The sequence below is a fragment of the Streptomyces sp. HUAS TT7 genome (genome assembly GCF_051550175.1).
Taxonomy (GTDB): domain Bacteria; phylum Actinomycetota; class Actinomycetes; order Streptomycetales; family Streptomycetaceae; genus Streptomyces.
The window spans coordinates 4,248,451-4,269,276 of the sequence record NZ_CP196175.1 but is presented as its reverse complement, the minus strand read 5'-3'; the positions used below and the strand labels follow the sequence as shown (position 1 = coordinate 4,269,276).

Annotated in this window: 19 protein-coding genes; 5 read left to right on the top strand and 14 right to left on the bottom strand. The window is 69.7% G+C overall.

The genetic code is table 11. From position 1 onward, the window contains the following. Positions 1–4: 4 nt before the first annotated feature. The 3 genes from ACSHXC_RS19250 to ACSHXC_RS19240 are packed head-to-tail and all read right to left on the bottom strand — an operon-like array spanning position 5 to position 3,545. Positions 5–937: a metal-dependent hydrolase gene (locus tag ACSHXC_RS19250; protein WP_438292736.1), complete on the bottom strand. Its 933-nt coding sequence runs from the start codon at positions 935–937 to the stop codon at positions 5–7. Then, on the bottom strand, positions 934–2,694 hold the full coding sequence (locus tag ACSHXC_RS19245; protein WP_438296697.1) for an SDR family oxidoreductase: 1,761 nt from the start codon (positions 2,692–2,694) through the stop codon (positions 934–936). The genes ACSHXC_RS19250 and ACSHXC_RS19245 overlap by 4 nt, the downstream gene beginning before the upstream one ends. Positions 2,695–2,696: 2 nt before the next feature. Beyond that, on the bottom strand, positions 2,697–3,545 hold the full coding sequence (locus ACSHXC_RS19240; protein WP_438292735.1) for a M24 family metallopeptidase: 849 nt from the start codon (positions 3,543–3,545) through the stop codon (positions 2,697–2,699). Between the two features lie 257 nt (positions 3,546–3,802). Between ACSHXC_RS19240 and ACSHXC_RS19235 the strand changes: the two genes are divergently transcribed. From ACSHXC_RS19235 to ACSHXC_RS19220, 4 genes are read left to right on the top strand one after another with little or no spacing between them, the layout of a single operon-like run. Further along, on the top strand, positions 3,803–4,822 hold the full coding sequence (locus tag ACSHXC_RS19235) for an ABC transporter ATP-binding protein (protein ID WP_438296695.1): 1,020 nt from the start codon (positions 3,803–3,805) through the stop codon (positions 4,820–4,822). Then, positions 4,812–5,699 carry an ABC transporter permease subunit gene (locus ACSHXC_RS19230; RefSeq protein WP_438292734.1) on the top strand — a complete coding sequence of 296 codons (888 nt, stop codon included), beginning with the start codon at positions 4,812–4,814 and terminating at the stop codon, positions 5,697–5,699. Before ACSHXC_RS19235 ends, ACSHXC_RS19230 begins: the two co-directional genes overlap by 11 nt. After that, positions 5,696–6,607 (top strand): ABC transporter ATP-binding protein, encoded by a 912-nt coding sequence (locus tag ACSHXC_RS19225; protein ID WP_438292733.1) that lies wholly within the window; start codon positions 5,696–5,698, stop codon positions 6,605–6,607. The genes ACSHXC_RS19230 and ACSHXC_RS19225 overlap by 4 nt, the downstream gene beginning before the upstream one ends. Before the next feature lie 30 nt (positions 6,608–6,637). Continuing rightward, entirely contained in the window at positions 6,638–7,357 is a 720-nt protein-coding gene (locus ACSHXC_RS19220) for an ABC transporter permease (RefSeq protein ID WP_399484674.1), read from the top strand. An 88-nt stretch (positions 7,358–7,445) separates the two neighbouring features. On the opposite strand, the gene ACSHXC_RS19215 is transcribed toward ACSHXC_RS19220, so the two are convergent. The 3 genes from ACSHXC_RS19215 to ACSHXC_RS19205 all read right to left on the bottom strand — a co-directional run bounded on the left by ACSHXC_RS19215 (position 7,446) and on the right by ACSHXC_RS19205 (position 10,700). After that, on the bottom strand, positions 7,446–8,258 hold the full coding sequence (locus ACSHXC_RS19215) for a hypothetical protein (RefSeq protein ID WP_438292732.1): 813 nt from the start codon (positions 8,256–8,258) through the stop codon (positions 7,446–7,448). Positions 8,259–8,574: 316 nt separating this feature from the next. After that, a complete protein-coding gene (locus ACSHXC_RS19210; RefSeq protein ID WP_438292731.1) occupies positions 8,575–9,849 on the bottom strand; it encodes a CynX/NimT family MFS transporter in 1,275 nt (424 codons plus the stop codon). A gap of 167 nt (positions 9,850–10,016) precedes the next feature. After that, positions 10,017–10,700 carry a FadR/GntR family transcriptional regulator gene (locus tag ACSHXC_RS19205; protein WP_438292730.1) on the bottom strand — a complete coding sequence of 228 codons (684 nt, stop codon included), beginning with the start codon at positions 10,698–10,700 and terminating at the stop codon, positions 10,017–10,019. Positions 10,701–10,821: 121 nt separating this feature from the next. On the opposite strand from ACSHXC_RS19205, the gene ACSHXC_RS19200 reads away from it, so the two are divergent. Beyond that, positions 10,822–11,496, top strand: a complete 675-nt coding sequence (locus ACSHXC_RS19200) for a rhomboid-like protein (RefSeq protein ID WP_438292729.1) — start codon at positions 10,822–10,824, stop codon at positions 11,494–11,496. A 357-nt stretch (positions 11,497–11,853) separates the two neighbouring features. Here ACSHXC_RS19200 and ACSHXC_RS19195 read toward each other — a convergent pair whose 3' ends face one another. From ACSHXC_RS19195 to ACSHXC_RS19160, 8 genes are all read right to left on the bottom strand, one after another. After that, positions 11,854–12,675, bottom strand: coding sequence for an HAD family hydrolase (locus ACSHXC_RS19195; RefSeq protein ID WP_438292728.1), 822 nt, complete (start codon positions 12,673–12,675; stop codon positions 11,854–11,856). 24 nt (positions 12,676–12,699) lie between these two features. After that, positions 12,700–13,983: a serine--tRNA ligase gene (gene serS / locus ACSHXC_RS19190; protein WP_438292727.1), complete on the bottom strand. Its 1,284-nt coding sequence runs from the start codon at positions 13,981–13,983 to the stop codon at positions 12,700–12,702. Positions 13,984–14,593: 610 nt separating this feature from the next. Next, on the bottom strand, positions 14,594–15,529 hold the full coding sequence (pheA, locus tag ACSHXC_RS19185; protein WP_438292726.1) for a prephenate dehydratase: 936 nt from the start codon (positions 15,527–15,529) through the stop codon (positions 14,594–14,596). A 104-nt stretch (positions 15,530–15,633) separates the two neighbouring features. Continuing rightward, positions 15,634–16,914, bottom strand: coding sequence for an iron uptake transporter deferrochelatase/peroxidase subunit (gene efeB, locus ACSHXC_RS19180; protein ID WP_438292725.1), 1,281 nt, complete (start codon positions 16,912–16,914; stop codon positions 15,634–15,636). 11 nt (positions 16,915–16,925) lie between these two features. Continuing rightward, entirely contained in the window at positions 16,926–18,842 is a 1,917-nt protein-coding gene (locus ACSHXC_RS19175) for a copper resistance CopC/CopD family protein (RefSeq protein WP_438292724.1), read from the bottom strand. A 28-nt stretch (positions 18,843–18,870) separates the two neighbouring features. Then, the gene (locus tag ACSHXC_RS19170) at positions 18,871–19,341 is read right to left on the bottom strand and encodes a copper chaperone PCu(A)C (protein ID WP_438292723.1); all 471 of its coding nucleotides are present in this window, start codon (positions 19,339–19,341) and stop codon (positions 18,871–18,873) included. Next, complete coding sequence (locus ACSHXC_RS19165; protein WP_386151687.1) at positions 19,338–19,997, bottom strand: SCO family protein; 660 nt, start codon at positions 19,995–19,997, stop codon at positions 19,338–19,340. The genes ACSHXC_RS19170 and ACSHXC_RS19165 overlap by 4 nt, the downstream gene beginning before the upstream one ends. A gap of 47 nt (positions 19,998–20,044) precedes the next feature. Next, complete coding sequence (locus ACSHXC_RS19160; protein ID WP_438292722.1) at positions 20,045–20,770, bottom strand: YcnI family copper-binding membrane protein; 726 nt, start codon at positions 20,768–20,770, stop codon at positions 20,045–20,047. Positions 20,771–20,826 lie beyond the last annotated feature (56 nt).

Here is a 20,826-nt window from a genome sequence, read left to right as displayed (position 1 = left end):
CCCTCTACCCCAGGGCGGCGCGGCCCACCGCGCCCGCCGCCGCTCGGGCCGCCGGCGAGGTCGCGAGGTATTCGACGGCCTTGCGCAGGGAGCCCTCCTGCGAGGGATGGTACGACCGGCGGAAGTAGCGGGGTATGGCCGAGCCCAGCTCCTTCCAGGTGGGCAGCAGGCCGGCGCGTACGGCCCGGTTGTGCTCACGCAGCGAGTAGCGCATCCGTCCCGCGAGCCGGGGGTCGTGCCGGATCAGATAGGAGGCGCCCCACGCCCACAGCCACAGCAGCACCGGGGCGACGACCGCCATGCCCTCGACGCGGCGGGCGTAGCGGGGCAGGCCCGTGCCGCCGCAGTGCTGGTACATGTCGAAGGCCACCGCCCGGTGCTCGACCTCCTCGGCGCCGTGCCAGCGCAGCAGATCGAGCATGACCGGGTCCGCGCCGGCCCGGTCCAGGCCCTCGGCGTGCAGCACCCAGTTGCCGAGGACCGCAGTGAACTGCTCGATCGCGGCGATCAGCGAGAGCCGGAAGCGCAGCCACTCCTGGGTCGGTATCGGCGCCCCGAACGGCGGCGCCTCGCCGAGCAGCTTCTCGAAGAGGAAGTCGACGTGCCGGGTGTAGGCCTCGGTGTCGAGCCGCTGGTACGCCAAGTGGTCCAGTACATAGGCATGTTGGACGCTGTGGGTGGCCTCCTGGCCCATGAACCCCTTGACGTCCTTGAGCAGCACCGGGTCGTCGACCAGCGGCAGGGCCTCCTTGAACACCTTCACGAACCAGCGCTCGCCCGCCGGGAGCAGCAGGTGCAGCACATTGATGACATGGGTGGCGGTGGGCTCGTCCGGTATCCAGTGCAGCGGCGTCTCGTCCCAGTCGAACGAGACCCGGCGCGGGGATATCCGGTAGTGCTCCTCGCCTTTCGTGCCTTCTCGGCGCTCCGTACTCACAGCGGCGGCTCCAATCGGGCGATCGCGCGCAGCGCCCTCGGCGTGAAGCGCGACATGAGGTGGGCGCCGCGCGCCTCGGGCGTCACCGGCACCACGGCCTGGTTCTTCACCACGGCGCGCAGGATCGCCGAGGCGACCTTCTCCGGGGGGAAGTTGCGCAGCCCGTACAGACGCGAGGTCTTCTTCTGGAGGCGCTTCTCCTCCTTGGCGTCGGTGCCCGCGAAGTGCGTCGTCGAGGTGATGTTGGTGTTGACGAGGCCGGGGCAGATCGCCGAGACGCCGATGCCCTGACCTGCCAGTTCGGCACGCAGGCACTCGCTGAGCATCAGCACCGCGGCCTTCGACGTGCTGTACGCGGGCAGCGCCCGGGACGGCTGATAGGCAGCGGCGGACGCGGTGTTGACGATGTGGCCGCCCTGGCCGCGCTCGGCCATCTGCCTGCCGAAGATGCGGCAGCCGTGGATGACGCCCCACAGATTGACGTCGAGGACCTTCTTCCAGTCCTCGGCCGTGGTGTCGAAGAAGGAGCCCGAGAGCCCGATCCCGGCGTTGTTGACCAGGACATCGACGACGCCGTACTCGGTGGCGACCTTCTCGGCGAGCTTCTCCATCGCCTGCTCGTCGCTGACGTCGACGGCCTCGCCCCACGCCTCGGGCGAGCCGATCAGCCGGGACATCTCCGCGGTCCGTGTCGCGCCCTCGGCGTCCCGGTCCACGGCGACGATCCGCGCCCCGGCCTCGGCGAACGCGAAGGCCGTGGCCCGGCCGATGCCGCTCGCCGCCCCCGTGACCAGCACCAGCCGGCCGCCGAACCGGTCGGCGTACCGGCCGGTCGCGACGGTGTCCTTGGCTGGTGTGCCGTCCTCGTTGGTGCGTACGAAGTCGCCTATCCAGGCGGCCAGTTGGTCCGGCCTGGTGCGCGGTATCCAGTGCTTGGCGGGGAGGGTGCGGCGGATCAACTGGGGTGCCCAGTGCTCCAGTTCGGCATACAGCTTCGGCGACAGGAAGGCGTCGTCGAGCGGCGTGATCAGCTGGACGGGCACATGGGCGTACGCGTCGGGGCGCGGGCGGCGCAGCCGGGCGCGGACGTTGTCCCGGTAGAGCCAGGCGCCGTGCGCCGCGTCCTGCGCGAGGGAGGCCGTGGGGTAGCCGTCGGCGGGCACCTTCTCGACGCGCTGGAGGATCTTGGGCCACTGCTTGCCGAGCGGGCCGCGCCAGGCCAGCTCGGGCAGGACCGGGGTGTGCAGCATGTACACGTACCAGGACTTGGCGCCCTGGCCCAGGAGCTGGCCCACCTTGCGCGGGGTCGGGCGGCTCATCCGGTTCTTGATCCAGTGCCCGAAGTGGTCGAGCGAGGGGCCGGACATCGAGGTGAAGGACGCTATGCGGCCCTCGGTGCGCTCGACGGTCGCGAACTCCCAGCCCTGCACCGAACCCCAGTCGTGGCCGACCAGATGGACCGGCCGGTCCGGACTGACCGCGTCCGCGACCGCCAGGAAGTCGTCCGTCAGCTTCTCCAGCGTGAACCCGCCGCGCAGCGGGGCCGGCGCCGTGGAGCGGCCGTGCCCCCGGACGTCGTAGAGCACCACGTGGAAGCGCTCGGCCAGCCGCTCGGCGACCTTTGACCACACCTCCTTGCTGTCCGGGTAGCCGTGCACCAGGAGCACGGTCGGCTGGGACTCGTCGCCCAGTTCCGCCACGCACAGCTCCACGCCGCCGGTCCGCACCCAGCGCTCGCGCGCTCCCTCGATGTTCACGCTCACGCCGCCTTCTCCTCGGCCCAGCGCCGCACATGCGGCAGGTCGTCGTCCAGCCAGAACGCGCTCTGTTCCGGGTCCCTGGAGTCCGTGACGACCAGGATCTCCTCGAACTTCGCGCCCGTACCCCGGAAGCCGAGGTGCGGCTCGACCGCCCACAGCCCCGGCTGTGGCGGGTGGTCGGAGAACTTGTACGGGGACCACAGCGGTGACCAGCCGTCCCGGTGGCCGTGCACCGCGTCGCTCGCCAGGCCCTTCAGCGCCTGCGTGCCGAACCCGAACACGTTCGGCGACCAGCGGCGCTCCTTCACCCGGTCGACCTTGTGGGCGATCACGCCGAACGGATAGGCGCGGTGCCGGTTGGCATAGCCCTGGCGGACCATGAGCCGGTCCACGTCCTCGTAGATCTCGCGCAGCGGCCGTTTCTCGCGCACCTCGCGCAGGATCAGCTCGCGGTGCGCCTCCAAGTCGGCGAGCAGCCGGTTGTGCACCGGGTTCAGCCCGAGACAGCCCGAGTAGCCGATGTCCGCGGTGAAGCCCTTGTAGACCGGGGCCATGTCGAGGATGAAGGGCATCCCCGCCTCCAGACGCCGGTTGGTGGGGAAGAACTGCAGCGGGATGCGGAAGTTGACGAACGCCGTGCGGTCGCCGAACCAGGCGAACGGCAGGTGGAACCAGTCCCGCACACCCCGCTCGCGCAGCCAGTCCCGCTGCATCCGCGCGGCCTCCCGCTCGGTCACCCCCGGCTTGAGCTGCGCGGCCACCGCCTCCGCGCACTCGTACGCGAGGCTCTGTACTTCCCTGAACCCGCGCAGCCGCGTGTCGGGTTCAGCCTTCAGTGCCGATGGCATCCGTCCACCCCTGTCGCCCTACGCGTGCGTAACTTGACACTGATGAATGTGACAATGCCCGGCGGCTGCGTCAAGGGTCCTGCACGAGGCTGTGGACAACGGGCCCGTTGTGGACAACTCCGTCCCTCGCGGCAGCGACCCCGTCAGCCTCACGTACGGGTTCCCCTACGGGGCCGTACCTCTGGAGTCGGACATGGATCCAGCCGTCTGGGCTGACGATTCGTGTGGCCTGCGCCACTACCGTCGATGACGTGACTGTGATCGCGACCGAAAGCCTGAGCAAGCGGTTCCCCAGGGTGACCGCGCTTGACCGGCTCTCGTTGGACATCGGCCCCGGCGTGACCGGGCTGGTGGGCGCCAACGGAGCCGGCAAGTCCACGTTGATCAAGATCCTTCTGGGTCTCTCGCCCGCCACGGAAGGCACCGCCGCCGTGCTCGGCCTGGACGTTGCCACCAGCGGCAGTGCCATCCGGGAGCGGGTGGGCTACATGCCGGAGCACGACTGCCTGCCGCCCGACGTCTCGGCCACCGAGTTCGTCGTGCACATGGCGCGCATGTCGGGCCTGCCGGCCACCGCGGCCCGCGAGCGAACCGCCGACACGCTGCGCCACGTGGGCCTCTACGAGGAGCGCTACCGGCCCATCGGCGGCTACTCGACCGGCATGAAGCAGCGGGTCAAGCTCGCCCAGGCGCTCGTCCACGACCCCCAGCTGGTCCTGCTCGACGAGCCGACCAACGGCCTGGACCCGGTCGGCCGCGACGAGATGCTCGGCCTGATCCGCCGCATCCACACCGACTTCGGCATCTCGGTCCTGGTCACCTCGCACCTCCTGGGCGAGCTGGAGCGCACCTGCGACCACGTAGTGGTCATCGACGGCGGCCAGTTGCTCCGCTCCAGCTCCACCAGCGACTTCACCCAGACCACCACCACCCTCGCGGTCGAGGTCACCGACTCCGACACCCACCCCGACGGCACGGAGACGGTCCGCAAGGCGCTCGCCGCGGCCGGGCTCACGCTGCACGCGGGCGTCGAGGACGGGCTGCCGGGCGCCGGCCACATCCTCCTCATCGAGGCCACCGGCGAGGACACCTACGACACGGTCCGCGACACCGTGGCCCACCTCGGCCTCGGTCTCGTACGGATGGAACAGCGCCGTCACCACATCGCCGAGGTGTTCCAGACCCCGGCGCAGGAGCCGGTCTCCGAACGCGCCGCCGCATGGGCAGCCACCGCGGCCGGCGCCGAGCAGAAGGGAGGCGGCCGCGATGGCAACTGACAGCGCCCAGACCCAGATCCACAACATCGGCTACCGCAACTACGACGGGCCGCGTCTGGGCCGGGCCTACGCCCGCCGCTCGCTCTTCTCGCAGTCCCTGCGCGGGGCGTACGGCCTGGGCCGCAGCGCGAAGTCCAAGGTCCTGCCGATGCTGCTGTTCGCGGTGATGTGCGTCCCCGCGGCCATCATGGTCGCGGTCGCCGTCGCCACCAAGGCCAACGACCTGCCGGTGCAGTACACGCGGTACGCGATCTTCCTCCAGGCCGTCATCGGCCTGTTCATCGCGGCCCAGGCACCCCAGACCGTCTCGCGCGACCTGCGCTTCAAGACGGTGCCGCTGTACTTCTCGCGGCCGATCGAGCGCCTCGACTACGTCCTGGCCAAGTTCGCCGCCATGGCCTCGGCCCTGTTCATCATCACCGGCGCACCGCTGGTGATCCTCTATGTCGGCGCTCTGCTCGCCAAACTCGACTTCGCGGACCAGACCAAGGGGTTCGCCCAGGGGCTGGTCTCAGTGGCACTGCTCTCCCTCCTGTTCGCCGGACTCGGCCTGGTCATCGCCGCGTTGACGCCGCGCCGCGGCTTCGGAGTGGCCGCCGTCATCGCCGTACTGACCGTCTCCTACGGAGCCGTCTCCGCGGTCCAGGGCATCGCCTTCCACCAGGGCTCCACCGGAGCGATCCCGTGGCTCGGCCTGTTCTCCCCCGTAACGCTCATCGACGGCGTGCAGAGCGCGTTCCTCGGCGCCAGCTCCTCCTTCCCCGGCGGGAACGGCCCGGGATCCGGGGCCGGAGCGGTCTACCTGCTCGTCGTCCTCGCGCTGATCTACGGCTCGTACGCCGTGCTGATGCGCCGCTACCGGAAGGTCGGGCTGTGACCACCATCGACATCGACCACACCTCACGCTGGTTCGGCAACGTGGTGGCGGTCAACGACGTCACCATGACGATCGGCCCCGGCGTTACCGGACTGCTCGGCCCCAACGGCGCCGGAAAGTCCACCCTCATCAACATGATGGGCGGTTTCCTCGCCCCCTCCACGGGAACGGTCACGCTCGACGGCGAGCAGATCTGGCGCAACGAGTCCGTCTACAAGAAGATCGGCATCGTCCCCGAGCGGGAAGCCATGTACGACTTCCTCACGGGCCGCGAATTCGTCGTCGCCAACGCCGAGTTGCACGGCCTCGGCGCCCGCGAGGCCGGCCAGGCCCTGGCCACGGTCGAGATGGAGTACGCCCAGGACCGCAAGATCCAGACGTACAGCAAGGGCATGCGCCAGCGCGTCAAGATGGCCTCCGCCCTCGTGCACAACCCGTCGGTGCTGCTCCTGGACGAGCCGTTCAACGGCATGGACCCGCGCCAGCGCATGCAACTCATGGAGCTGCTGCGGCGGATGGGAGCCGAGGGGCGCACGGTCCTGTTCTCCTCGCACATCCTCGAAGAGGTCGAGCAGCTCGCCTCGCACATCGAGGTCATCGTCGCCGGACGGCACGCGGCCAGCGGCGACTTCCGCAAGATCCGCCGCCTCATGACGGACCGCCCGCACCGCTATCTGATCCGCTCCAGCGACGACCGCGCGCTGGCCGCGGCGCTCATCGCCGACCCGTCGACCGCCGGGATCGAGGTGGACCTCAAGGAGGGCGCGCTGCGCATCCAGGCCGTCGACTTCGGCCGGTTCACCACGCTGCTCCCGCAGGTGGCCAAGGCGAACGGCATCCGCCTGCTGACGGTCTCGCCCTCCGACGAGTCCCTCGAATCCGTCTTCTCCTACCTCGTAGCGGCCTGAGCGCCTCCAGAAAGGAGCGGTGACGTTCCCATGTACAACCCGACCGTCGCCCGGCTCACCTACCGGGCTCTGCTCGGCCGCCGCCGGGCCGCCATTCTCTTCGTCCTGCCCGCCCTGCTGATCGTGATCTCGGTGGCCGTACGGTCCTTCAGTGGAGCCGACGACCAGGTCACCGCCGACCTCCTCGGCAGTTTCGCGCTGGCCACGATGGTGCCGCTGATCGGTGTCATCGCCGGCACCGGCGCGATCGGCCCCGAGATCGACGACGGCTCGATCGTCTACCTGCTGGCCAAGCCGGTGAAGCGCTCGACGATCATCTTCACCAAGCTGATCGTCGCGATCGCCGTGACGATGGCGTTCTCCGCGATCCCGACGCTGATCGCCGGGTTCATCCTGAACGGCAACGGCCAGCAGATCGCGATCGCCTACACCGTGGCGGCCCTGGTTGCCTCCATCGCGTACGCCGCGGTCTTCCTGCTGCTCGGCACCGTCACCCGGCACGCCGTGGTCTTCGGCCTGGTGTACGCGCTGGTCTGGGAGTCGCTGTTCGGCAACCTGGTACCGGGCGCGCGCACCTTGAGCGTCCAGCAGTGGTCGCTCGCCCTGGCCCAGAAGATCGGCGAGAACGACGTGATCTCGTCCGACGTGGGCCTGCCGCTCGCGGTGGTCCTCCTGGTGGGCGTGACCGTGGCAGCCACCTGGTACGCGGGCCAGAAGCTGCGCACCCTGAAACTGGCCGGGGAGGAGTGACGGGGGTTTCCCGGACAGGGGCCGTGCCCAGCGACATCAACTCGTCGCCGGGCACGGCCTGTTGTGTGCCGGGGGCGGTTACTTCCGGCTACCTCCGGCGCTTGCGACCCGGGTGCGGGGGATGCGGGAGCCGCCGCTGGATGTCGGCGACGTCCTCGGAGAGATCCGTGAGCCGGACGCTCATGGCGCCGACCACGCGGTTGGTGGCGTCGAGCCGACGGTCCACGGATTCCAGCCGCCGGTCCATGGATTCGACGCGATGGTCCACAGCTTCGAGCCGACGGTCCATCGTCTCCATGCGGTGATCCATCGCTGCCATCCGATGGTCCATCGACTCCAGCCGCACCGACATGCGGCTCAGCACCGGACCGAGCTCCTGGAGCGCGGGCCCGATCTGGGCCATGGAACCCTCCAGGTTGGTGACCCGGAGGTCCAGCCCGTCGTAGCGGGGATCGCTCGCGATGACGGTCCGAGCCGTCTCCTCGGTTTCGAGGAGATAGGTACGTACACACCGAGCAACTTCGCTGTCGCGAAGAAGCATGGCTATGTTGAGGACGGCTCGGCGGGTGAAAACCCGGAGGCGCGACCGCCCCTGTGGATAACTCTCAGGGGTGCCATCGGATGCATCGGATGACGTGGCCGTTTTGGCCACGTCATCGCTGCGCAGGTCATCGCCACTGAGAGTGATCATTCCGTTGCTGGACAGCTCTTCGCGGTGCCGCTTGACGACGCTATGCACAGCGTCCCTGTGGACAACGAAGTACTGGGCGACCCCCTCGGTGGTCACGTGCAGCCCATCGGGTAGCAGCTGCAATGCTTTGACCTTCTCCAGGACGTCGACGCGCCCCAGATGGTCGGCGCGCAGGGTGCGCGATTCGAGTAGAGCGACTTCGGATGGCATGGTCGGCCTTCCGTTCATGGTCGTCGGTGCATGAGCTGGACGCCCTGTCCCCGGGCTGCAGGGGTGGAGGTCCGCTCATCTACGCCACTGACTCAATGACCGGTTCTCGTACCGCGACCGGCAATCCCCAAATTCACGAAAGCTACGACGCCACTAACCCCAGTTGCCTCCACGCACGGTGGACAACGAGCGGACTTTCGTACAGGTCACGCATCCGGGGAACATGTGTTGGGAACTGACGTTTCGCCAGGCCGTCCGGGCCTGGCCGAGCCAAGCGGGTTGGCCCGCCCCGGCCCGCCCGGATCACCCAGCCCACCTAGACCGTCCGGTCCCGCGCCGCGAAGAGCCCTACCGTGAGGGCCGCCGCGCACACGCCGAGGACCAGGGCGATCGGTACGGTCCAGCCGCCCGTCGCCTGGTGGACCGCGCCCGCTGCGATCGGGCCGGCCGCGGCCAGCAGGTAGCCGATCGTCTGGGCCATGCCGGACAGCTGGGCCGCCGTCCGCGCGTCGCCCGAGCGCAGCACGATCAGCGTGAGCGCCAGGCCCACCGCGCCGCCCTGTCCGATGCCGAGGACCGCTGCCCACAGCCAGGCGCCGCTCACCGGAGCGACCATCAAGCCCGCGTATCCGGCCGCTACCAGCGAGGTGACCAGGACGATCAGCGGGCGCTGGCTGCGCATCCGGCCGGCCAGGAGCGGCACGCCGAACGCGCCGGCCACCTGGATCAGGTTGTTGAACGCGAAGATCACGCCCGCCGTGGAGCGGCTCATCCCGTGGTCCGTGAAGATCGTCGGCATCCAGGCGATCAGCACGTACGACCAGAGCGACTGGAGCCCCATGAAGAGGGTGACCTGCCAGGCGAGGGGCGAGCGCCACACGCTCTTCCCGGCGGGAGAGGAGGCCGAGGACGTCGCTGTCCGTACCTCGTGGCCCGTACGGCCGCGGGCGATCAGGACCTGCGGCAGCCAGGCCACCGCCGCGAGGACCGCGAGCAGCGACCACACCGCCAAGGAAGCCTCCCAGCTGCCGCCGAACGCCTTCTCCAGCGGCACCGACGAGGCTGCCACCAGCGTCGCGCCCGCGATCATCGCGCCGGTGTAGACCGACGTCATCGACGCCGCCCTGTCCGGGAAGTCCCGCTTGATCAGGCCCGGCATCAGCACGTTGAGCAGGGCTATCGCCGTGCCGACGAGCACGCCTCCGCCGTACAGCGCCACCGCCGACGGGGCGACGCGCACCAGGATCCCGACGGCCAGGAGCAGCAGGGCGAACAGCAGCACCGGCTCGCTCCCGAAGCGGCGGGCCAGCCAGGGTGCCACCAGCGCGCCGAGCCCCAGAAAGAGCACCGGCACGGAGGTGACCAGGCTGCTCGCCGTCGAGGACAGGCCGAACGACTGGCTGATCTCGCTCACCAGCGGCGACACGCTGGCCAGCGCGGCCCGCATGTTCACGGACGCCAGCACGATTCCGACCAGCAGCACCACCGGATGCGCGAGCAGCGCCCGTCGCGCGGCGGCGCCCTGTGGCGATGGCCGTACATCGGCCTCGGCATCGGGCAACAGCAGGCGATCAGCATCCGGGCGTGACAAAACAAGCACCTTTCTCAGCGACTCAAGATCTCAGCGAGTTCAGATCTCAACGAATTCGGACGGTTTTGGATCGGGATCTCGACGGCTGCAGATCTCGACGAGTTCAGACGGCCTCGGCTCTCGGCGGTTTCGGATTTCGGGCGCCGGCCCGGCCACCCGGAAGAACCTCACCCGCTCCGCCGGGCCGCCACCGCCCGTACCACCTCCAGCGGCTTGCGCAGCAGTTCGCGTACCGCCTGCTCGGCCGCTGAGGGGTCCCCGCTCTCGATCGCGTCGACCAGCGCCTCGTGCGTGTCGAGGTCGATCGGGGGCATCTCCTCGTCGCGCAGCGAGGTGATCAGGCTTTCGTGCACCTGCACCGAGAAGAACCGGTAGACCTCGATGAACGCCGGGTTGTGCGTGGCCTGTACGACGCCCATGTGGAACGCCATGTCGGCGTCGGCGGCGCGGTCGCCGTGTTCGCGCAGGGTCTGGAGTGCGCCGCGCAGGGCCACCATGTCGGCGGTGTCCCGGCGTTCGGCGGCGAGCCGGGCGGCCTCGGCCTCCAATGCGACGCGGAGTTCGAGTACGTCAAGGGCGTCGGCGGCCCGGATTCCCTGGAGGACCGCGGAGGGGTCGGCCGTGGAGCGTACGAACGTGCCGTTGCCCTGGCGTGATTCGAGCAGCCCTGCGTGCACCAGGACGCGTACCGCCTCGCGGACCGTGTTGCGCCCGACGGCCAGCTGCTCGGCGAGTTCGTGCTCGGTCGGAATGCGGTCGTCGACCGCCCACTCGCCGTTGGTCAGCTGGGCCTTCAGCTGATCGACCACGGTGTCCACCAGAGACTGCCGCCCTGCCGTACGAAGAGCCACGTCGCCCACTCCATTCACCCGGTTGCCCAGTCATCCTACAACTGGCTTCACCCAGCCAACCCGCAGTCGTCCTGGAACTGCCGCTCACTTGATCCTCAGAGTTTCGCGACATCATCTAAGGATGACGACCTTGCTCCACCGCGGCACCGAGCGCTCGCGGCCGGTCCGGTCCTGGCTGCGCTCCACCCCCGGGACGCACATCTGGCTGCTGATCATCGCCATCACCAGCCTCGTCATCCAGCTCTCCACCCAGGGCCTGGAGCGCTTCCTGCTGCACCGCAACAGCAGCAACATCCACGAGCTGACCCGGCACCCCGTGCAGTCCCTCTTCACCAGCGCGTTCTGGATCGAGAACCCGTCCTCGCTCCTGCTCTACCTGGTGCTCTTCGAAGTCGTCCACGGCACGGTGGAGCGCTGGCTCGGCACGCTGCGCTGGCTGTGCACGGTCGTCGTCGGGCATGTGGTGGCGACCTTGATCAGCCAGGAGTACGTGCTGTGGTCGATCCAGAACCAGCACCTGCCCAAGCGGCTCGCGCACGTCGTGGACATCGGGGTCAGCTACGGGCTCGCCGCGTCGGCCGGCATCCTCGTCTACAGGCTGCCGTACCCCTGGCGCTGGCTATACCTCGTAGGGGTGGTCGCGTTCTTCGGCATCCCGCTCACCACCGGCGGCACGTTCACCGACCTCGGCCATGCGACCGCGCTCCTCATCGGCTTCGCCTGCTATCCGCTGACTCGCGGCGTGCCCACGCGAAAACCAGTGGCGGCCAACGACCGTGCCGGGCACAGTGGTTGAGGCAGCCGCGCGCGGCAGACGCGGGCCCGCCGGACGGGGGAAAGAGCGCGACGAAGCTGGTTCGTACAGGTCCGAAGAGGACCGTACGAACGAGTCCGTCGCGCTTCCGGCAGGGCCACGCGGGGCATCGGAGCAGCACCGACGACTCCGACGGGCCACCCGCGCGCGGCTGCCGGGGCGGCCGCTTCGAGCGCGCATCAGCGCGAGGCCGCCCCTCCCACATGGGTAAGGGGCGCCCGCAATGGCGGACGCCCCTTACCCATGTCCAACTCGCGCCCCAGGGGCGGCGTTTACCGCGTGTGTCCAGAGCCCCGGGCTCAAAGCCCCAAAGGCTCAAAGTTTCGAAGTCTCAAGGCCTCAGCGCTGAAGCAGCTGCTCCAGGACGACTGCGATGCCGTCGTCCTCGTTCGACGCGGTGATCTCGTGGGCCACGGCCTTCAGTTCGTCGTGGGCGTTGGCCATCGCCACGCCGTGCTGGGCCCAGCCGAACATCGGGATGTCGTTCGGCATGTCGCCGAACGCGATCGTGTCCGCGGCCTTGCAGCCGAGCCGGCGCGCGGCCAGCGACAGCCCGGTCGCCTTGCTGAGGCCGAGCGGCAGCAGCTCCACGACGCCCGCGCCCGCCATGACCACGTCCACCAGGCTGCCGACCACTTGCCGCGTGATCTCCGCCAGCGCGTCGTCGTCGTACCCGGGGTGCTGGATGTAGACCTTGTTCAGCGGAGCCGACCACAGCTCGGCGAGGTCCTCGAAGGACCGGACCGGCAGCGGGCCCTCCTGGACCTGATAGCCGGGGCCGACCAGGACCTCGCCGTCGATGCCGTCGCGGCTCGCGGCGAGCGCCAGCGGGCCGATCTCCGCCTCGACCTTGGACAGCGCGAGCCCGGCGAGCTGGCGGTCGAGCGTCACCGACGTAAGGAGCCGGTGCTCCCCCGCGTGGTAGACCTGCGCGCCCTGCCCGCACACCGCGAGGCCCTCGTAGCCGAGGTCGTCGAGGATGTGCCGGGTCCAGGGAACCGACCGGCCGGTCACCACGATGTGCGCGGCGCCCGCCTCGGTGGCCGCGGCCAGCGCGTCACGGGTGCGCTGCGAGACCGACTCGTCGGAGCGCAGCAGCGTCCCGTCCAGGTCGGTCGCGATCAGCTTGTACGGGAACGGGCGCCCCACGGTGGTGCTCACTTGGAGATCGGCTCCAGACTGCATTTACTTCGGTTCCAAGACGGCTCGGCCGCCGAGGTAGGGACGGAGCATGGCCGGGACCCGCACCGAGCCGTCGGCCTGCTGGTGGTTCTCCAGGATCGCCACGATGGTGCGCGGGACCGCGCACAGCGTGCCGTTCAGGGTGGACAGCGGGGCGACCTTGCTCTTGCCGTCGGTGGTGTCGCGCATGCGGACCGACAGGCGTCGCGCCTGGAAGCCGTCGCAGTTGGACGCCGAGGTCAGCTCGCGGTACTTGCCCTGGGTCGGGATCCACGCCTCGCAGTCGAACTTGCGCGAGGCCGAGGCGCCGAGGTCACCGGTGGCGACGTCGATCACCTGGAAGGGCAGCTCAAGGCCGGTCAGCCACTGCTTCTCCCAGTCCAGGAGGCGCTTGTGCTCGTTCTCGGCGTCGTCCGGGTGGACGTAGGAGAACATCTCGACCTTGTCGAACTGGTGCACCCGGAAGATGCCCCGGGTGTCCTTGCCGTACGTACCGGCCTCGCGGCGGAAGCACGGCGAGAAGCCGGCGTAGCGCAGCGGCAGCTTGTCCGCGTCGATGATCTCGTCCATGTGGTACGCCGCGAGCGGGACCTCGGAGGTGCCGACCAGGTAGTAGTCGTCCTTCTCCAGGTGGTACACGTTCTCGGCGGCCTGGCCGAGGAAGCCGGTGCCCTCCATGGCGCGTGGGCGGACCAGGGCCGGCGTCAGCATCGGGATGAACCCGGCCTCGGTGGCCTGCGCGATCGCCGCGTTGACCAGGGCGAGCTCCAGGAGCGCGCCGACACCGGTCAGGTAGTAGAAGCGCGAGCCCGACACCTTGGCGCCGCGCTCGACATCGATGGCGCCCAGCGCCTCGCCGAGCTCCAGGTGGTCCTTGGGCTCGAAGCCCTCGGCGCCGAAGTCGCGGATGGTGCCGTGCGTCTCCAGGACGACGAAGTCCTCCTCGCCGCCGACCGGCACGTCCGTGTGGACGATGTTGCCGAGCTGGAGGAGCAGCTGCTTGGCCTGCTCGTCGGCCTCGTTCTGCGCGGCCTCCGCGGCCTTGACGTCGGTCTTGAGCTGCTCGGCCTTCTTCAGGAGCTCGGCGCGCTCGTCCGGCGTGGCCTTGGGAATGAGCTTGCCGAGCGACTTCTGCTCGGAGCGCAGCTCGTCGAAGCGGAGGCCCGAGGACCTGCGCAGCTCGTCGGCGGAGAGCAGGGCGTCGACGAGGGCGACGTCCTCTCCACGGGCGCGCTGGGAGGCGCGAACACGGTCGGGGTCCTCACGGAGCAGGCGAAGGTCAATCACCCCTCCAGGCTACCGGTGCGGACTCCCGGCACCCCACCGGATATCCCTCGCGCCCGCCACCAGCGTGGCGCTTTGTCCCAATTGGCCGAATTGGGAAATCTGGTCCGAGGATTTCCGCGGCGGGCTTCCGGCGGGTGTCAATGAAATTGCCCCTATCCCCCTAAAAGAGGCGCTTTCTGGACCGCCGTTGACCGACTCCCTTGCCGTGCACAGGAGTTGTCCACAGAAATGCACACCCCCGGAAACTTATCCACAGGCTGTGCGGTGGATCTGTGGACTGCGGAAGGGATCGTTCCGAAAGCCGCATGCGGGACCGAGGTTTCCCCTCTCAAACCCGTTCCACACACTCATTCGGGTGGGAATTGCTCGCTCTAAAGAGTTGATCAATGGAATTGAGGTGACAGAGGATGCCCTGGCGGCCTGTGGACTGATGTGTCGTCACTACAGGGATTTGTCGACTGTGTCCGGTTGTGTTGTCGACTTACCCACAGGTCGAGAAGCAGGCCTGTGGATAACTTTGTGGACAACGAAAATCAGCAGGTAGGACCGGCCGCCGGGCCGGGTGAAGGGCTGGGGACAGTGCCCTCGCATGCCCCCTTGCGGCTCTGACTTACACGCGGCCGTCCTGGCAGCGGGCCAGCCACTCCGCCGCCTCGACGAACTCCGCGTCCGAGGTCCCCGCCCGCAGCGCCCGTACGTCGTCGAGCGTCACCTCGGCGCGCGGGTACGAGCCGAGGAAGCGCACCTCGGGGCAGATCCGTCGCAGGCCCATCAGCGCCTCCCCCACCCGGCGCTCCGAGATGTGGCCCTCGGCGTCGATGGCGAAGCAGTAGTTGCCGATGCCCTGGCCGGTCGGCCGGGACTGGAGCAGCATCAGGTTGACCCCGCGCACCGAGAACTCCTGGAGCAGTTCAAGCAGGGCACCCGGGTGGTCCTCGCGCTGCCACAGGACCACCGAGGTCTTGTCCGCACCGGTCGGCGCAGCCGGGCGGGCCGGGCGGCCGACGAGCACGAAGCGGGTCTGCGCGTTGACCGCGTCGTGGATGTCGGTGATCAGCGGTTCCAGGCCGTACGTCGCCGCCGCGAACTCGCCCGCGAACGCCGCGTCGTAACGTCCCTCCTGGACGAGGCGGGCGCCGTCCGCGTTGGAGGCGGACGACTCCCAGAGCGCCTCCGGCAGATTGGCCTTCAGCCAGTTGCGGACCTGGGGCTGGGCGGCCGGGTGCGCGGTCACCGTCTTGATGTCCGCCAGCGCCGTCCCCGGGCGCACGAGCAGCGCGAACTTGATGGAGAGCAGCACCTCGCGGTAGATCATCAGCGGCTCGCCCGAGACCAGCTCGTCCAGGGTGGTGGTGATGCCGCCCTCCACCGAGTTCTCGATCGGGACGAGGGCCGCGGCCGCCTCCCCGCTGCGCACCGCGTCCAGGGCGGCCGGCACGGACACCATCGGGACCAGTTCACGGGTCGCGGCCTCGGGGAGCGTGCGCAGGGCGGCCTCGGTGAACGTGCCCTCGGGCCCCAGATAGGTGTATCGCGTGGCGGACATGCACGTCACACTAATGGCCCGAAGTCACCGGCACCCACCGCTCGGGGCGACCGGGCCCACCCTGCGGCCCGCTCCCGGCGAACCGTTCCGCCGGGCGGGCCGGCTCACGACTCCAGCAGCCGCTGCCCCACGTACTCGCCGGCCCGCGGCCCGCCCGGCACCGCGAACAGGCCGCTCGCCTCGTGCCGCAGGAACGCGGACAGCGCGTCCCCCCGGTCGAGCTTGCGCTGCACCGGTACGAAGCCCTTGACCGGGTCGGCCTGCCAGGCGACGAAGAGCAGGCCCGCGTCCGGGGTCCCGTCCGCCGCGATGCCGTCGTGGTACGAGAAGGCGCGCCGCAGCATGGCCGCTCCGCCGTTCTGCTCGGGGGCGGCGATGCGGGCGTGGGCGTTCTCCGGGATGACCAGCTTGCCGTCCGGGCCGAACTTGTCGAGCTGCATCTTCGTCGTCTCCGTGCCCCCCGAAAGAGGGGCGCCGTTCGACTTCTTGCGGCCGATCACCTGCTCCTGCTCGGTGAGCGGCAGCTTCTCCCAGGTGTCCAGGAGCATCCGGATCCGGCGCACGACCGCGTACGAGCCGCCCGCCATCCAGGCGGGCTGCGCGGTGTCCGGCACGAAGATGCGCTGCTCGAAGTCGGCGTCGGAGGGCTTGGGGTTGCCGGTGCCGTCGATCTGGCCCATCAGATTGCGGGCGGTCATCGGCTTCCGGGTGGCACCCGGGGTGCGGTTGAAGCCGTTCATCTGCCAGCGCACCTTCGCCGCGGAGCCCGCGTCCTGCTGGATCGCGCGCAGCGCGTGGAAGGCGACCAGGGCGTCGTCCGAGCCGATCTGCACCCACAGGTCGCCGTTCGAGCGCTTGGGGTCGAGCTGATCGGAGGAGAAGTCGGGCAGCGGGTCCAGCTGTGCGGGGCGCCGGTCGGCCAGCTGCGTACGGTCGAAGAAGCTGGCGCCGAAGCCGAAGGTGACGGTCAGCGAGGAGGGGCCCGCGTCCAGGGCCACGCCGGTGTCGCCGCTGCTCGCGGGCTCGCCCGCCATCAGGGACTCGGCCGTCGCCGACCAGCGCCGCATCAGTGCGGCCGCCTCCTTGCGCCCGGCGCCCGGGGCCAGGTCGAAGGCGATCAGATGGCCGGTGGACTGAAGCGGAGTGGAGATCCCCGCTTGATGTTTCCCGTGAAACATCACCTCCGTGGAACCGACCGACGTCAACGGGCTTGTGCCGTCCGGGGATTCGACGGCCGCGTACACCCCGGCCCCGCCCGCGGCGCCCAGCGCCAGGCCGGCCACGCCGACTCCGCCGACGGTGCCGAGCAGCTTGCGGCGGGAGATGTCGAGGGTCGCCTCGGTGGCGGCGGCCGGAGCCCGATCGGAGTTCTTGGTCTCGCTCATGTCAGTTCTACTCAGCCGATCTTGACGTTCTTGTCCACGGTGGTCTCGTCGATCTCCGAGGTGCGTACGGTCACCGAGATCTGCCAGTCGCCCGCCATCGGGATCTGGACGCCGCTCGCCTTCCACTGTCCGGCGGCGACGCGGTCGGGCACGACGGGCAGCGGTCCCACCGACTTGGCGGCCAGGGTGAAGGAGACCTTCACCTCGGGGGCGTCCTTGGGCTTGCCCGCCGGGTCCTCCAGGGAGATCCGCAGGTCGTTGGAGCCGGTGCGGCCCGGGTCGAGGGTGAGCTCGACGGTGCCCTTGCCGTTCTGGCCGCCGGTGTCGAACGGCAGCCGGATGTCGACGGGCCGGTCCGCGACGGCGACCTGGGACCCGGCCTTCGCCCTGTCCACCGCCTCCTGGGTGCGGGCGGGCTCGGTCGAGGTCAGCACGGTCGTCACGGCGAGCAGCACCACGGCGATGCCGGTCTCGGCGAGGACGGTGCGGCGCAGCCCGGTCCGCTCGGGGTCGGCGTCCCGGATCCGCTTCTCCCGGGCGGTGCTCAGGGCGGCCTGCTGGCGGGCGAGTTGGGCGGCCCGCTTGGCGTCCTTGCCGTCGTCGGGGACGGTGACGGGCTCCGGCTCGCTCGCCTGCCGCTCGACGACCAGGGCGGCGTCGGCCTCCGGCGCGGTGTGCTCGGACAGGCGCGCGGTCCAGCGCCGCGAGACTGAGGCGGCCCCGACCAGCACCGCGACCAGGCCGACCTTGACGAGCAGCAGCTGCCCATAGGCGGTGTCGACCAGGGCCGACCAGGTGCCGACCTGCCGCCAGGACTGGTAGACCCCGGTCGCGGCGAGCACCGCCACGCTCCAGAACGCGATCCGCGAGAACCGCAGCACGGCCGCGCGCTCGATGCCAGGGGAGCGGTACAGGACGACGAGGAGGGTGACGAGCCCGCCGAGCCAGGTCGCCACGGCCAGCAGGTGCAGCACGTCGACGGGCATGGCGATGCCGGGCTGGAGCCCGGTCGAGGCGTGCTCGGCGAGCGCCCAGGTCGCGGCGAGACCGGCGGCGACCACGGCCCCGCCGATGGCCAGGCCGAAGGTGAGGTCCTTCTTCTCGGCCTCGTCCTCCCGCTTGGCGTACGCGCCGAAAAGGACCGACACGAACAGGGCGGCGGCGCCGAGCAGCAGCAGCCGGGAGATGAGCGCCGCGCCCGGCTTGGTCTCCAGGACCGCCCGCAGGCCGTTCAGGTCGAAGGCGTCCGAGAGCTTCCCGGAGCCGGTGTAGGGCGTGCGGAGCAGCAGCATCGCGAGGGTGGCCGCGGTCATGGTGAGCCAGCCGCCGACGACGACCCGCTGCACCGGGCCCACGGTCGCCCCGCGCCGCCAGCACGCCAGCACGAAGGCCGCGCCGCCGGTGAGCAGCACGAAACCGCCGTACGCCGCGTACCGCGCGATGCCGTAGAGGGCGCCGACGAGGCCGCCGCCGACCGCCTGGGTGGGCACGACCGCGGAGGTCTCCGAGGGCGCGCCGATCGAGAAGGTGAAGGCGCCGGAGACGGGGTGGCTGTCGGCGGAGATCGCCTGCCAGGCCACCGTGTAGGTGCCGTTGGGGATGCCGGTGCGCAGCCGGACGCCGTACTTGACGATGTCGCCGCTGCACAGGTTGACGAGTTCGGCGGTGTCGGAGCGCTTGCCCGTGGGGTCCAGGACCCGGATGGAGTTGGCGTCCAGGGCGACGCCCTCGGAGAAGGTGAGGGAGACCTGGGCCGGGGCGGTGGCGACCACCGCCCCCTCCTTCGGGTCGCTGCCGGTCAGTGCGGCGTGTGCCGACGCGGGCTCGGCGCCCGCGAAGAGCGCGCCGAGCAGCGCCACCGTGACGAGCATCAGCCGGGTCAGGCTTCGGCTCGTGGCGGTTCGAAGGCGTGGGGCGGTGGCCGTCATGTCAGTCCCTCAAGTCCCTCTGGTTACCTCAGTGGTGCTTCGGGTTGTAGGTGGCTTCCTTCACCGGGAGGTCGACCTTGATGGGGTCGGCCTTCTCGAAGTGCAGCTCGACGGTGACCTTCTCGCCCTGCTTCGGCTTCGTCTTGAGACCCATGAACATGATGTGGCTGCCGCCGCGTTCGAGGTCCAGCTCGCCATTGGCGGGGATGTCGAAGGAAGCCACCTCCTGCATCTTCTGGTTCTTCGTCTCGTGGATCGTGACGTTGTCCGACAGGTCGCTGGTGACCTTGGTGAGTTTGTCGGCGGTTTTGCTGTCGTTCTTGACGGTGAGGAAGCCGCCGGCCATGTCACTGGTCGGCACCGGCATGAACGCGTCGCTCACCTGGAGCTTCGGCTTGGCGTCGGCACTGTCGGAACAGCCCGCGAGGGCCAGTCCCGCCGACAGGGCTATGACGGTGGCGACGGTCGAGCGGACGGCGTGGGTGGTGCGGCGGTTCACGGGTTCTCCCCCTTGATGATCTTCGGCAGGTCCTTGGTGTAGTCGGCGACGGTCGCGTCCTCGCCGTACAGGACGTAGCCCTGGTCCGTCTTCGGGGAGAAGGCGATGACCTGCGCCCCGTGCATCGAGACGACCTTGCCGTCCTTGTCCTTGGTGGCCGGGTCGATGCCGATGCCCAGCTGGCGGGCGCCTGCCTGAATGGTGGGGAAGTCGCCGGTCAGGCCGATGAAGGACGGGTCCTGGCCCTTGAGCCACTTGCCGAGCGAGGCGGGGGTGTCGCGCTCGGGGTCGGTCGTCACGAAGACGACCTGGAGCTTGTCCTGGTCGGCCTTGGGCAGCGCCTTCTTGGCGACGGCGATGTTGCCCATGGTCAGCGGGCAGACGTCCGGGCAGTTGGTGTAGCCGAAGTAGATGAGCGTCGGCTTGCCCTTGGTCTCGGCACGGAAGTCGAACTTCTTGCCGTTGGTGTCCGTCAGGACGAGGTCGGGCTTGGTGAACGGCCGGTCGAGCAGCGTCGCGGCCTGGGTCTTCGCCGAGGCGGAGACATCGGCGACAGGGCTCTTGGAGCCGCTGTCGCCGCTGCTTCCGCACGCGGTCAGGGTGAGCGCCGCTGCCGCCGCCAGAGCGGCGGCAGTCAGCGCGGTCTTGTTGCGCATGGGGTGATTTTCCGGTCTTTTCCGGTTGAAGGTGTGCAGGAGGCGGGTTACGCGGAGCGGCGTCGCCCGGCGAACACGCCGAAGGCCACTCCGGCGATGCCGACGACGATGCCCACGACGCCCAGGATGCGTGCGGTGGTGTCGGTGTCCGACGAGGACGCGGCCTCGGTCTTCTTGCCGTCCGCGCTCGCGTTGGCGGAGGGCGCCGCGTCATCGTCGTCCCCGCCGGCTGCGGCGGCGGTCAGCTTGAGCGTCGGCGCCGGGTTCGCGGGCTCGGGCTGGCCCTTCTGCGTCTCCTGGATCCAGCGCACGACCTCGTTGTTGTCGTACGTCTGGAGCGCCTTGAAGACGAGCTGGTCGGTGTCGGTGGGCAGCGAGCCGATGGACAGCGGGAACTTCTGGAACTGGCCCGCCTCGATCGTCCCGCCGCTCCAGGTCACCTTGGTGACGGCCTCGTTGATCTGCTTGCCGTGCACGGTCAGCGGCTTGTCCAGCTTGGACTTGGTGACCTCGACGTTCCAGCCCGGCACCGGCTGCGGCATGACGGACGCCAGCGGGTGGTCGGCCGGGAAGTTGACCTCGAGCTTGACCGTCTTGGCGTTGTCGCGCTCGTTGGGGACCTTGAAGTCGACGACGGCGTAACCGCCCTTGGCGGCCGCGCCCTCCGGCTGCACGGTGACGTGGGCGAAGGCCGTTCCCGAGAGCAGCAGGACGGACCCTGCGGCAACAGAACCGACGATGGCGAGGCGGGTGCGCGAACGGGCAGCGTTCATGGCAGAGACACTCCAGTGAGCAGGAAGGGTGGGGACGTCCACCGCGCCACGGGTGC